Raw genomic sequence first — 12,877 nt, 5'->3', positions numbered from 1 at the left:
CCAAAGAGTAAACAGTTTTGCTACCGCAGGTCACGCAGGACAAAGAGGGAACTTGCAGATTCGGGGGCAAACATTCAGCCTGCGCCTCCGTATTGCCCTGCTCTCTCCCAAAACCATGAAGAAACTGCTCTGCTTCCTCCTTGCCGCCGCCTCACTGCACGCGCAGCTCGAACTCAAAAAGGGCGACAGCATCGCCATCCTCGGCAACGCGTTGCCGGACCGCTCGCAGCACTTCGGCTGGCTGGAAACACTGCTCACACAGGCGAATGCCGACAAAGACCTCACCTTCCGCAATCTTGCGTTCTCCGGGGACGAAGTGCAGACCTGGCACCGCATCGACAACTTCGGCACGCGCGACGAATGGCTCGCCAAGGTGAAGGCAGACGTGATTTTCGCCTTCTACGGCTACAACGAGTCCTTCAAGGGCTACGAGGGCATTGAGGAGTTTAAGAAGAACCTCGCCAAGTTCATCGACGACGCCAAGGCGCAGAACTACAGCGGCAAAGGAGCGCCGCGCATCGTGCTATTCTCACCCATCGCGCTGCAAAAGCTCGCGAACCCGAGCCTGCCGAAGGTCGAGGACACGAACACCAATCTGCAAAACTACACCGCCGCCATGCTCGACGTGGCGAAGGCCCAAGGAGTGGCTGTGGTCGATCTGTATCAGCCCACGGCGAAGGGATTGCCGGAGGGCAGCACGCTGGATGGTCTCTATGTGACCACCACGGGCGACAAAGCGATCGCCGAGGCTGCTTTCAAAGCCCTGACGGGCAAAGACGCGCCGCAGGTGAATGAAAAGCTGCGCCAGGCCATCGTGGCGAAGAACTGGGAGTGGCATCAACGCTACCGCACCGTGGACGGCTACAATGTCTATGGCGGTCGCAGCGGCCTCGCCTACACGGCTGGCGTCGGCGGCTTCAAGCAGAACGAGCGCACTCCTGAGAAGCCCTACATCTCCAATTATCAAACCATGATGCAGGAGATGGCGCAGCGCGATGTGAAGACCGCGAACCGCGACAAACGTGTCCACGCCATTGCCAAAGGCGGCGATATTGAGGTGAAGGACGACAATCTGCCGCCCGTCGAGTCCGTGCCGACGAACATGCCGAATCCGAAAGAGGGCAAGGAGTTCAACAAAGTGCCGATGACCGGCATGACCTTCACGCCTGAGGGCTTGGTCGCGTTTCCCGACGCGAAGGAGTACCTGAAGCACATCCAGCCTGAGAAGGGCCTCAAACTCACGCTCTTTGCCGATGAGAAGATGTTTCCCGAGCTGGTGAATCCTGTGCAGATGGCCTGGGACACGAAAGGCCGCCTGTGGGTGGCCGCGTGGCTGAACTACCCCGAGCGCACGCCGACGAGCAAGAAAGGTGACAGCCTCCTCATCTTCGAGGACACGAACGGCGACGGCACGGCGGACAAGATGACCGAGTTCGTCGATGATCTGAACTGCCCCACCGGCTTCAACTTCTACAAAGACGGCGTCATCGTCATGCAGTCGCCCAACCTCGTCTATATCGAGGACACAGATGGCGATGGCAAAGGCGACAAGCGCACGATCCTGCTCATGGGCCTCTGTGCCGCCGATTCGCATCATGAAACCAACGCGCTGAGCTACGACTGCGGCGGCGCGCTTTATCCGAGCGACGGCGTCTTCCACCGCACGCAGGTCGAGACGCTCTACGGCCCGGTGCGCAACACCAACGGCTGCATCTACCGCTTTGACCTCAACCGCCGCAGCCTGGAGCGCTTCACCACCGACGCCACGGTGAATCCGCATGGCAAAATCTGGGATCGCTGGGGCAACGCCTACTTCACCGATGCCACGGGCAATGTGAACACGTTTGCGGAAGCCTCCTCGTGCTACTTGCCGCGTGAAGGCGGCGGCAGCGCGAAGCTGAAGGAGTTCTGGAAGCGTCCAGCGCGCCCCAGCCCTGGGAACAACATCATCTCCAGCCGCCATTTCCCCGAAGACTGGCAGAACAACTTCCTCAACACCAACGTCATCAGCTACCAGGGCATCTGGCGTGTGCCGCTTGAGCAGGATGGCGCGGGCATGAAGGGTGAGATCAGCAACGAGCTCGTCAAAGCCGATCCCGCCGTGTATCCGACCTTCCGCCCCAGCGCCGTCAGCGTCGGCCCGGATGGCGCGTTGTATTTCTGCGATTGGGCCAATGCCATCATCGGCCACATGCAGCACCACCTGCGCGACCCAAACCGCGACCACGGCCACGGTCGTATCTACAAGCTCACCTATGAAGGACGCGAACTGCTGAAGCCCGCCAAAATCCAGGGCGAGAGCATCGAGTCCCTCCTCGAAAACCTCAAAGCCTGGGAAGACAACGTGCGCATGCGCTCGAAAATCGAACTCGCGAAGCACGATCCCGCCAAAGTCGCCGCCGCAGCCAAAGCGTGGGCTGCGAAGCTCAACAAGAGCGACAAGGAATTCGAACATCATCGCCTGGAGGCGCTGTGGACGCACCAGTGGGTCGATGTCGTCGATGTGGACCTCTTGAAGCAAGTTCTCGCCTCATCCGAGCCCCGTGCCCGCGCTGCTGCAACTCGTGTTCTCTGCTACTGGCGTGATCGCGTGCCAGGAGCGCTCGATCTGCTCAAAGTCGCCGTCAACGACGCCGACATGCGCGTGCGCATGCACGCCGTCCGCGCTCTCAGTTTCTACCAGCCAACGCCCGATGCGGAGAAGGCTCTCGAAATCGCCTACGACGTGCTCAAGCAGCCCACGGACGATTACATCGACCACGTCTTCAGCGAATGCCGCAAAGGCCTGCAATCAGTGGTGAAGTCCAAAGTCCTGCCCAAAGACCCCGCCGCGCTGGCCGAGTTCATCGCCAAGACCACCGATGCCGATCTCAAAGGCTTGCCCGATGTCGAGCCCGTGCTCATCGAGAAGCTCACACGCCCAAAAATCACCGCCGACATCCGCGTGAAAGCGCTGGAGGAAATGGTGAAGCTCAGCGGCAGCGAACGTCCGCTCGTCATTCACAACATGCTCAAGCTCATCGACGCCCGCGAAGGCGCTGGCAGCACCGCCGAGGAGCTGGCGAAGCTCGTTTACACCGACAATCCCGGCGTCGTCACCCGTTACGCCATTCAACTCAAAGCCCTCGCCAAGGATGCCAAAACCGCGCCCGTGAAGCGCTCCACCTTTGCTATGCTCATCTTCGCCGCTCGCAGTCCCGACACTATCTGGGCTGAAAACGTCAGCGACGGTGGCCAGCTCAATTACTTGGTCGAATCCATCGCCCTCATTCCCGCCAACGAGGCAGCGCTGCGCGCCAAATTTCAGCCGCACCTTGCCGCGCTGCTCGCCGATGGCAAAATCAACGGCGGACGCCTCCGTGCTGTGCTCACCGCTTTGCCTTTGACCGGTGCTGACAATGCCTCTGCGAACTTCAAACTCGTCGCCCAACACCTCATCGACGGCAAAGAGCGCAACACCGCCGCCAAGGCCTTGATGAAGTTCCCCAAAACCAGTTGGGATGCCACGCTCGCCAAACCCATCACCGACTCCGTCCTCGCCTACGGCAAGACCGTCAAGCCACAGGACCGCAGCAAGCCCGAGTACGTTGAAGTCATCGCCGCCGCCAAAGAAATGGCCGCGTTGCAAAGCGAGGCCGGAAAAGCCATCCTCGCCGAGCTGAAAACCATCAGCGTCGATGTCTTCATTGTTCACACCGTGCACGAGCAGCTCCGCTTCGACACCACGCGCATCGAAGTCCAGGCTGGCAAGAACTTCGAGATCATCTTTGAAAACGACGACGTCATGCCGCACAACCTCGTCATCGTCCCGCCCGGCAAGCACATGGACATCGGCATGGCCGCCATGACCATGACTCCCGACAAACTCGACAAGCAAGGCCGCGCCTTCCTTCCCACCACCTTCGAAAAAGAAATCCTCGCCGCCACCAAGCTCCTCGAACCCGGCCAGAAAGAAACCATCAAGCTGAAGGCTCCTTCACAGCCCGGTGAATACGAGTTCGTCTGCACCTTCCCCGGCCACGCCGTGCTGATGTGGGGGACGTTGAGTGTGGCCAAATAGACCGAGTCTTTTTTAACAATCACAGGCAGGTTGGCTTCATCGTCAGACTGTTTTGTTTCCATTAAAACTGACGTTACCCGTCGGTCCTACCCAGCATAAGACACGGCTTTACTCGTCCCACCAGCCCATGAATAATCGCGGCATGAATGCTGACAGCCACGAGTTCTCCACCACCGCTGAATCCATCACGATCACGGAGATTCCGCCTTCGATTTTCATTTCGGAGGCCGTGTTCCTGTCGGTGGCGTTCGTGCTGGCAGTGGTCTTGTTTGTTCGTTCTCGATCGATGGCAAATGGCATTCTCATTGCTTCGATCTGCTGCATCATGCTGGACCAAGTGCCATATGCGCTGGGCGAAATTCCGTTGTTTCAATCCTCGCATGCGTACTTCTCGTTCGTTTCCGTCCTGCAGAACTGGGCTGGTCGTTTCAAATGCATCGGGGCGTTTCTCCTGATGGTCTATCTGGCCTTCAAGCTGCTTGCCGTTAAGAACGCCCGAACTTAGCCCGCTCGGTCTTGCGAATGAACGTGTCTGCCTCGGGAATGCCGGGGACTTTCATCGCAGCACCGTCCCAGGCGATGCTCTTCTGCAATCGCAACGCCACGATGCCTGCGAGGCCGATCTCGGTGAGGTGACCGCCGAGATCGAAGTCGGCAAAGACCTTCGGGCCGCCGTGAATGGCGTCGATCCATTCGTCGAGATGGCCTTTCACGCGCGGAAGAGACTGCGGAACGGTTTTTGCGGCGGCGTGATTGCCTTCGCCCACAAACTTCGCGTCCTCGTTGAGCTTGATGTAGCAGTCGCTGTTCCACAGTCCGCTCTGGAGCTGGCCTTTGTCGCCGACGAGCAGACAACCTGTGCGCGGCAGTGTGCCGAAGGTGCTGTGCAATGCCGAGGTGACGTCCTCGGGCGGCAAATGGCCGCCAGTGTAGAAATGCAGGCGAACCGGGGCGCGGTCGCCACGTTTGGGAAAGTGATAGGTCACGGTGCAGGCGGCGGCGAAGCTCTCCTTGCCGAGTCCTTCGCCACGAATGTCGATCTTGTCCGGGTAATCGAGATTCAGCGCACGCACGGGCATGTTGAAGCCGTGGCAGCAGAAGTCGCCGAGTGAGCCGCTGCCGAAATCATACCAGCCGCGCCATTTCGCCGGATGGTAGATGCCGGCCTTGTAGGGACGCTCCGGCGCTGTGCCAAGCCAGAAGTCCCAATCGAGGCCCGCCGGCACCGGATCGCTCTCTTTGGGCAGCTCCTCGCCACTGGGCCAACTGTGCGTGGGATGCCACACATGAATGTCGGAGATCGTGCCGAAAAATCCGGCAGCGATGAGCTCCATGCTGCGACGCAGGTTCGGTGAGGCGCTGCCTTGATTACCGGTCTGCGTGATGACCTTGGCTCCGCGTGCCATTTCCCGCAACTCGCGTGCCTCGGCGATGGTGTGGGTGAGCGGTTTCTCGCAATAGACATGCTTCCCTGCCTGCATGGCCGCGCGGCAGATCGGCGCATGCCAGTGATCCGGTGTGGCGATCACGACGGCATCGAGCGAGGTCTCCTTGGCGAAGAGTTCTCGGTAATCACGATACACAGCGGCCTTTGCGACGCCTTCGCCGTGTTTCTTCTGCGAGTTGGCGATCTGCGCGGCATCGACATCGCACAACGCACCGACGTGGTGGCCGAGTTGAATGATTTTGCCCACGTGACCCTGAATCTGCCCGCCCATGCCGATGAAGCCGACATTCAGTTTCTTCGCCGCCTGCCCGCGCAGCAGGCCAGAGGGCAAAATGAGCATGGAACCGGCGGTTTGGAGGAAGGTGCGGCGGGAGGATGTCATGACGGGCAATGCCAGACGAAACGCACCCTGCCACCGAGATTGTTCAGGAGACGCAGTCTGCGCAGCAGTCTCGCAGACACCGATGTGAAACGAAAAAAGCGGCGCAAAGCGTAACGAATGCCGTATTTGAAAGCATTGAGTGTGGTCGGCATTGTGGCCAAAACCACCAACCTATTGATCCTGCGCACCATGTCCTCTTTCCTTCAATTCGATCATACCGGCAATCCGGCGAACGTCCTTCAACTCAAGGAACGCGTGCTTGCACCACCCGAAGGCCACGAAGTCCGCGTGCGCATGCGCTATGCTCCCGTCAATCCGGCGGACCTGAATTTCATCGAGGGCACCTACGGCCGGGCCGCGCATCCGCCCTGCATTCCCGGTCATGAAGGGTGTGGTGAGGTCGAGGAGGTCGGCAGCGCTGTGGTCTCGCTGGCGAAAGGCGATGTGGTCATCCCGCTGCTCGGCACGGGCTGCTGGACGCAGCATCTCACCGCCCCGGAGCATCACTTCGCCAAACTGCCGCCGCAGATCGATGCCGTGCAGGCCAGCATGCTGCGCGTCAACCCTGTCACCGCTTGGGCGCTGCTCAATCACCACATTCGTCTCGCCAAAGGCTCCTGGGTGGCGCAAAACGCCGCCAACTCCGGCGTGGGCCGCGCCTTGATCCAGCTCGCCCATCACTTCGGGCTGCGGACGATCAATTTCGTCCGTCGCGCCGAACTGGTCGATGAATTGAAGACCCTCGGGGCCGACGCGGTGGTGCTTGATACCGCCGAAGGTGTGGCCGAGGCCAAAAAGATCGTCGGCAGCGAACCTGTGCAGCTTGCCGCGAACGCCGTTGGTGGCGACAGCGCCATTCACCTCATGGATCTGCTCAGTTCGGAAGGAATCATGGTGACTTACGGAGCGATGAGCCGCCGCAGCCTCAAGGTGCCGAACAAATTCCTCATCTTCAAAAATCTCCAGCTTCACGGACTGTGGATCACGAAATGGCTCGAAAAAGCCAGCACGCCCGAACTTTACGAAGTGCTCGATCCTCTCACGGCTCTCATCGAAAAGGGCGAACTTGTCACAGCCATCGATCAAATCGTGCCGTTGGCCGATTTCAAGCAGGCCATCCTCCGTGCGCAGGAGGGCTCTCGTCACGGCAAAGTCATTCTCGATCTCGCCTGAACTGATGCGCGTCCTCCTCACGAATGACGACGGCATCACCGCGCCTGGTTTGCAGGCTTTGGAAGAAGCGGTGAAACAGCTTGGCTGGCAGCCGGTCATCGTGGCACCCGCTCACGAGCAAAGCCAGTGCGGCCACCGTGTCACCACGCATCAACACCTCAAAGTGGAACCGCGCGGCGACCAGCGCTTCGCCGTCCACGGCACACCGGCAGACTGCGTGCGGCTGGCGCTGTTCGCTCTTGATGTGAAGCCGGACCTCGTGATCTCCGGCATCAACGCCGGTGGCAACATGGGCCAGGACATCGTCATCTCCGGCACCGTCGCCGCGGCACGCGAGGCTGCGTATCATGGCATTCGTTCGTTTGCACTGTCGCACTACATGATTCGCGAACTCGCCGTCGATTGGCGGCGCACCTCGGCCTGGGTCGCGGACATTTTGCGTGAAACACATCTCCAGGATCATCCGCTCAATTCTTTTTGGAACATCAATCTGCCGCATCTGGCTCCCGGCCAGCATGCTCTCCCTCCCCGCATCGCGTGCCAGCCCGCTCATTCGCCTTTGAACGTCTCCTACACCCAGAACGAGCATGGCTACGCTTACAGCGCCTCCTATGCCTCACGCCCCCGCGATCCCGGCTCGGATGTGGATGTCTGTTTCGGCGGCAACGTCGCCGTTTCGCTGCTGCACGTATAACTGAACGCACGGGTGGTTTTGCTGCCTAAAACGCGCCCGCCTTGACATCCGGGCGGAAAGCATGCCCTAAGTAGCCCCCTTTTTCCGACCAATCCCTGTTCATACGCACATGCCCAAAGCCCTGATTATTGCCGAAAAGCCCAGTGTTGCCGCCGATCTCGCCCGAGCACTCGCCAAAGCCCCCGGCATGAAACCCTTCGCCAAAGAAAAGGACTGGTACGAGAACGAAACGCACGTCATCTCATCCGCCGTCGGCCATCTGCTGGAACTCGGCATGCCCACGGTCGATGGCAAAAAAGTCGGCTGGGGCTTCACCAGCCTGCCGATCATGCCGGAGAAGTTTGAGCTGAACCCCATCGAACAGAGCGCAGACCGCTACAAGCTCCTCGCCAAACTGATGAAGCGCAAGGATGTCGATTCTCTCATCAATGCCTGCGATGCTGGCCGCGAGGGAGAACTGATTTTCCGTTACATCGTCGATGCCACCGGCACCAAGAAGCCCATCAAGCGCCTCTGGATGCAATCCATGACGCAGGGAGCCATCCTGGACGCCTATAAGAAGCTGCGCACCGACGAAGAGATGCAGCCGCTGGCCGACGCGGCCAAGTGCCGCAGCGAGAGCGACTGGCTTGTCGGCATCAACGGCACCCGCGCTCTGACCGCGCTGAATTCACGCCACGGCGGCTTCCGCCTCACACCCGTGGGCCGCGTGCAAACGCCAACCCTTTCCATCATGGCCGGTCGCGAGCGCGAGATCGCCGCCTTCGTGCCGCGCACCTATTTTGAAGCCATCGCGCTGTTTGAAGTGCCTGCGGGTCGTTACCAAGGCCGCTGGATCGACGAATCATTCAAAAAGGACGAGAACGACGAGCACAAGAAACAGGAGCGTCTTTGGAATCAAGGCACGGCACAGGCCATCGCAGATCGTTGCAACGGCAAGCCGGGTGTCATTGAGCAAGTGACCAAACCCGCGCGTCAAGCACCGCCGCTGCTCTATGACCTTACCAGCCTTCAACGTGAGGCCAGCAACCGCTTTGGTTTCTCCGCGCGCCGCACGCTCCAGATCGCGCAGGCGCTGTATGAGAAGTTCAAGGTGCTCACCTATCCGCGTACTGACTCCCGCCACCTGCCGGAGGATTATATCCCGACGGTGACGGAGACAATGCAGACCTTTGCCAGCCACGACAGCCGCAAGCACGACGCGTTGCCGCACGAACTCGGCACGCACGCTGCCACCGTCATCGACAACAAATGGGTGCGCCCCAACAAGCGCATCTTCGACACCACCAAAGTCAGCGATCACTTCGCCATCATCCCCACCGGCCAGATCCCGCCCAAGGAACTGCCGGAGGCCGAGCAGAAGCTCTTCGACATGGTCGCACGCCGCTTTGTGGCCGTGTTTTTCCCTGCTGCCGAGTTCGAAGTGACGACCCGCATCACTCGTGTGGACAAGGATGCCTTCAAGAGCGACGGCAAGGTGCTCAAGGAGCCCGGCTGGCTCGCTGTTTATGGCAAAAAGGCTGCCGAAGAGGCCGCGGAAGGCGGTGAGGACGCCGCCAAGCTCCTCGTGCAGGCCAATCCTGGTGACAAGGCCAGCGCGCTCAATGTCGAGGTCAACGAGCATCAAACCAAGCCGCCGCCACGCTTCACGGAAGCGACGCTGCTCTCCACCATGGAAGGCGCGGGCAAGTACGTCGAAGACGAAGAACTCGCCGAAGCCATGAGCGAGCGTGGCCTCGGCACGCCTGCGACGCGCGCCGCGATCATCGAAGGTTTGATCATGGACCGCTATGTCGAGCGCGTGCAGCGTGACTTCCACGTCACCGCCAAGGGTCTCGCCCTCATTGATCAAATCAGCGCCATCGGCATTGAGGCCCTCAGTTCGCCTGAAATGACCGGCCAGTGGGAGTACAAGCTGCGCCAGATGGAGCACCGTGAACTCGACCGTGACAGCTTCATGCGCGACATCCGTCGCGTCACCAGCCAGGTCGTCGAAAAAACCAAGGCCTATTCCAAGGCCGCCAAGGACAAGGTTTACCCTGAATTCAAGGCCACCTGCGGCGTCTGTGGCAGCACGGAAGGTTACAAGCAGACTGAGGAGTTTTACGGCTGCAAAAACCCCAAGTGCAAAGTTCGCGTTTTCAAGGCCGTCGCCAGCCGTCCGCTTAGCGAGGATGAAATCCGCACGCTGATCGAAAAACGTTTCATCGGTCCGCTGGAAGGCTTCCGCAGCAAGAAGGGCAAGGATTTCAGCGCCGCGCTGCAGATCAAGGACGACATGAAAGTTGCCTTCGTCTTTGGCGACGGCACCGATCCTGACAGCATCAACTGGGATGAATGCCCGGTCATCTGCGACTGCCCGGTCTGTGCCAAGAAGGGCCGCGCGGGTGAAAAAATCCACGAAACGGCGGATGGGTATCAGTGCAAAATCAACGCCACGGACTCCTCCAAGTGCAACGCCCGCCTGCCGAAGAAGCTCTGCCAGAAAGACATCACGCCAGAGAACGCCCGCGAATTTTTCGCTGATGGCAAGACCTCGCTGATCGCCGGCATGATCTCCAAACGTGGCCGCCCCTTCAGCACCTTCCTCGTCTGCACGCCGGGTGAGAAGCGCATCATGAGCTGGGAGTTCCCGCCGCGTGAGGCGAAGCCCAAGGCAGAAAAGAAGCCCAAGAAACCAGCGGGCGTCAGCGGACGGAGTTAAACCGGCTCCTGCTTCGATTTGAGCAGATGCGCATACTTCACCTTCCAGTCTTCTGGAAGACGTGAAGGCCTGCCTTCGGGCATCTGCACGAGGGCCAAGGACTGGCGGCAGGTGATGAGCAGAGCGTTGTCCTCAGCTCGACGCATTTCAAACGAGCACCAGAAACGCACTCGCTCGACGGTTTCGAGCTTGCCGTGGATGATCAATTCATCACCGAGCTTCGCTGGCTTCTTGTAGTCGATCTCCGTGCGCACCACGACGGGATACAAATGAGTCTGCGCCATTTCACGCAACTTCATGCCCATCAAGCCGGCAAGACGTGTGCGCGCGGTCTCGATCATGCGCAGGTAGGCAATGTTGTGGACGACGCCACCGCAGTCAGTGTCGAAAAACATCACTTCCTCGCGAGTTTCGATGGTCGGCGTGAGATGCATGTCAATTCAAGGCGGCGCGCACGGTGGCTTCATCAACACCGCGCAGTTTGAACACGCGAAGCACGGTGTCTTCGATGAGATTGTTCGGGCACGAGGCCCCGGCGGTGATGCCGACGGTCACAGGGCCGTCGCTGGCGAGTTTGGTGGAATAACTTTCCTTCTCCGCCTTGAGGTGGAGATCGAAATGCACGATCTGCTCCAGTGATTTGAGGCAGTCGGCGGTGCGGATGAAGAACGTGGGCAGTTGCTGCTCGCCGATTTCAACGAGGTGTGTAGTGTTGGAGCTGTTGTAGCCACCGACGACGAGCAAAACATCGAGCGGCTGGCGCAGCAGACCGAAGAGCGAGTCCTGCCGTTCCTGCGTGGCTCCGCAAATCGTGTCGAAGACCTGAAAATTGACGACTCCAGCCTCAGGGCCATGCCTGTCCAGCACAGCCTGCTTCAAACGCCGCTGAACCTCCTCGGTCTCCGATTTGAGCATCGTGGTCTGATTCGCCACACCGATGCGGGTGAGATGCAGATCAGGATCAAAGTCGTCCGAGTGAGCCCCGGCCGGAAAACGCTTCAAGAAAGCCTCACGATCACCACCGTGGCGGATGTAATCGCAGACGTAATCGACATCGGCCAGCGTGAGCACCACGAGATAATTGCCCATGCCATCATCACCCATCGCACGCGAGGAAGTGGCGCGGGTTTCCTCGTGGCTGGCCTTGCCGTGGATTATGGAGGTGAAGCCGGTCTTGGCATACTGCCTCACGCGCTTCCACACGCTCATCACATCGCCACAGGTCGTATCGACCACCATGCAACCTCGATCACCGATCAGCTTCATCAGCCGCGTTTCAGCACCGAAAGCGGGCACGATGACGACATCCTCGTTCGTCATGGTGGCGACCATCGCCTCATGTTCGCTGTTCGGGATGCTGACCACGCCCATTTCGGTGAGCTGGCGGTTCACCTCCTGATTGTGGATGATCTCTCCCAGCAGGAACACCCGTCGGTCGGCAAACACCTTCCGCGCCGCATAGGCGAGGTCGATGGCACGCTCCACGCCGTAGCAGAAACCGAAATCACGAGCGAGACGAATCGTGGTGTTGCCCACGGTCAGCATGCTGCCACGCGCCCGGATTTTTTCGACGATGTGGCTGCGGTAATGCGTCTCCACCTCCGCCTGCACACGCTCCATGACCTCCGGCGTGCGGACATTCACACGGCGGGCGGCTGGAGAGGGTGCTGGAGCAGACATTGATGAGAAAAAAACTGGCCGGCGAATCAATAGTACATTTTGCCCTTCGCGGCGTCTTCGAAGACCTTGTTACTCATCATGTAGGAATCGGGTGGGTCGGCCAGCGTGGAGTCATCCAGCACAGGAAGCGACTTGCCATGGGTGGCGTCTTCCGGGTGAGAGGTGGCGATGATGAGCGGCGTGCCACTTTTCACCATGCTGAAGATCTTCTGCGCGGATTTGATCGGCAGACGCACGCAGCCGTGGGTGCAGGGATAAGGCTTCACCCAGCCCCAGTGCATGCCGTAGGCGGACTTGAACTCCATCCAGAACGTCATCGGATAACCGGCGCCAGGGCTGCTGGCACGACGGCGGTTGGCCGTCTTGCTGTAAATCGAATACGTGCCGAGCGGCGTCGGGCTGCTGGCGGTACCGACTGAGCATGGCGTGGCAAGCAGCACTTCATTGCCTTCCATCACATACACGCGCTGGGCGCCGGTGCTGAGCTTCACCTTCACGGCCGAGGGGTTTTTCACCGGCTTCGTGGGTGGATCAAAATTGAGCGAGTAGTTGCCTTTTTTCACGACAGCACATTGGCTCAAGGCGAGGGCAAGCCCGGCGAAGGCGAGCGCCTTCAGGGAACGACGGCAGATGGGGAGGAGGATATTCATGCAGGTTGCGATGTAGCACACGATTCCCATGGCTCCACAGATTTTCTTTCCCCAACAAACCTCTTGTAGCTAGATCGAAACTTTGCC

Annotated in this window: 9 protein-coding genes; 5 read left to right on the top strand and 4 right to left on the bottom strand. The window is 59.7% G+C overall.

The window, feature by feature from the left end; genetic code table 11:
* Positions 1 to 115: 115 nt before the first annotated feature.
* Together U1A53_RS26840 and U1A53_RS26835 are read left to right on the top strand one after the other, a co-directional pair.
* Positions 116 to 4,060 carry a PVC-type heme-binding CxxCH protein gene (locus U1A53_RS26840; RefSeq protein ID WP_322285010.1) on the top strand — a complete coding sequence of 1,315 codons (3,945 nt, stop codon included), beginning with the start codon at positions 116 to 118 and terminating at the stop codon, positions 4,058 to 4,060.
* A gap of 127 nt (positions 4,061 to 4,187) precedes the next feature.
* Positions 4,188 to 4,565, top strand: coding sequence for a hypothetical protein (locus tag U1A53_RS26835; RefSeq protein ID WP_322285009.1), 378 nt, complete (start codon positions 4,188 to 4,190; stop codon positions 4,563 to 4,565).
* Here the strand turns inward: U1A53_RS26835 and U1A53_RS26830 are convergent.
* Positions 4,546 to 5,889, bottom strand: a complete 1,344-nt coding sequence (locus U1A53_RS26830) for a Gfo/Idh/MocA family oxidoreductase (protein WP_322285008.1) — start codon at positions 5,887 to 5,889, stop codon at positions 4,546 to 4,548. The two genes, U1A53_RS26835 and U1A53_RS26830, sit on opposite strands and share 20 nt — an antisense overlap.
* A gap of 189 nt (positions 5,890 to 6,078) precedes the next feature.
* On the opposite strand from U1A53_RS26830, the gene U1A53_RS26825 reads away from it, so the two are divergent.
* From U1A53_RS26825 to U1A53_RS26815, 3 genes are all read left to right on the top strand, one after another.
* Entirely contained in the window at positions 6,079 to 7,062 is a 984-nt protein-coding gene (locus U1A53_RS26825; RefSeq protein WP_322285007.1) for a 2-enoyl thioester reductase domain-containing protein, read from the top strand.
* Positions 7,063 to 7,066: 4 nt separating this feature from the next.
* Positions 7,067 to 7,756 (top strand): 5'/3'-nucleotidase SurE, encoded by a 690-nt coding sequence (surE, locus tag U1A53_RS26820; protein ID WP_322285006.1) that lies wholly within the window; start codon positions 7,067 to 7,069, stop codon positions 7,754 to 7,756.
* A 109-nt stretch (positions 7,757 to 7,865) separates the two neighbouring features.
* The gene (locus tag U1A53_RS26815) at positions 7,866 to 10,460 is read left to right on the top strand and encodes a DNA topoisomerase III (protein WP_322285005.1); all 2,595 of its coding nucleotides are present in this window, start codon (positions 7,866 to 7,868) and stop codon (positions 10,458 to 10,460) included.
* Here U1A53_RS26815 and U1A53_RS26810 read toward each other — a convergent pair.
* From U1A53_RS26810 to U1A53_RS26800, 3 genes are read right to left on the bottom strand one after another with little or no spacing between them, the layout of a single operon-like run.
* A complete protein-coding gene (locus U1A53_RS26810; RefSeq protein ID WP_322285004.1) occupies positions 10,457 to 10,894 on the bottom strand; it encodes a thioesterase family protein in 438 nt (145 codons plus the stop codon). The genes U1A53_RS26815 and U1A53_RS26810 overlap by 4 nt on opposite strands.
* A gap of 1 nt (position 10,895) precedes the next feature.
* Positions 10,896 to 12,140 (bottom strand): 4-hydroxy-3-methylbut-2-enyl diphosphate reductase, encoded by a 1,245-nt coding sequence (locus U1A53_RS26805; RefSeq protein ID WP_322285003.1) that lies wholly within the window; start codon positions 12,138 to 12,140, stop codon positions 10,896 to 10,898.
* A gap of 26 nt (positions 12,141 to 12,166) precedes the next feature.
* Positions 12,167 to 12,790 carry a L,D-transpeptidase gene (locus tag U1A53_RS26800; protein ID WP_322285002.1) on the bottom strand — a complete coding sequence of 208 codons (624 nt, stop codon included), beginning with the start codon at positions 12,788 to 12,790 and terminating at the stop codon, positions 12,167 to 12,169.
* Positions 12,791 to 12,877 lie beyond the last annotated feature (87 nt).

This window comes from Prosthecobacter sp. (genome assembly GCF_034366625.1).
GTDB lineage: Bacteria > Verrucomicrobiota > Verrucomicrobiia > Verrucomicrobiales > Verrucomicrobiaceae > Prosthecobacter.
The sequence above is the reverse complement of the archived record's forward strand: the minus strand, read 5'-3'. Positions and strand labels throughout refer to the sequence as shown.

Coding starts and splice junctions, on each gene's coding strand:
- U1A53_RS26830 (WP_322285008.1), bottom strand. CDS start 5,889: ATGACATCCTCCCGCCGCACCTTCCTCCAAACCGCCGGTTCCATGCTC.
- U1A53_RS26840 (WP_322285010.1), top strand. CDS start 116: ATGAAGAAACTGCTCTGCTTCCTCCTTGCCGCCGCCTCACTGCACGCG.
- surE (WP_322285006.1), top strand. CDS start 7,067: ATGCGCGTCCTCCTCACGAATGACGACGGCATCACCGCGCCTGGTTTG.
- U1A53_RS26815 (WP_322285005.1), top strand. CDS start 7,866: ATGCCCAAAGCCCTGATTATTGCCGAAAAGCCCAGTGTTGCCGCCGAT.
- U1A53_RS26805 (WP_322285003.1), bottom strand. CDS start 12,140: ATGTCTGCTCCAGCACCCTCTCCAGCCGCCCGCCGTGTGAATGTCCGC.
- U1A53_RS26810 (WP_322285004.1), bottom strand. CDS start 10,894: ATGCATCTCACGCCGACCATCGAAACTCGCGAGGAAGTGATGTTTTTC.
- U1A53_RS26800 (WP_322285002.1), bottom strand. CDS start 12,790: ATGAATATCCTCCTCCCCATCTGCCGTCGTTCCCTGAAGGCGCTCGCC.
- U1A53_RS26825 (WP_322285007.1), top strand. CDS start 6,079: ATGTCCTCTTTCCTTCAATTCGATCATACCGGCAATCCGGCGAACGTC.
- U1A53_RS26835 (WP_322285009.1), top strand. CDS start 4,188: ATGAATAATCGCGGCATGAATGCTGACAGCCACGAGTTCTCCACCACC.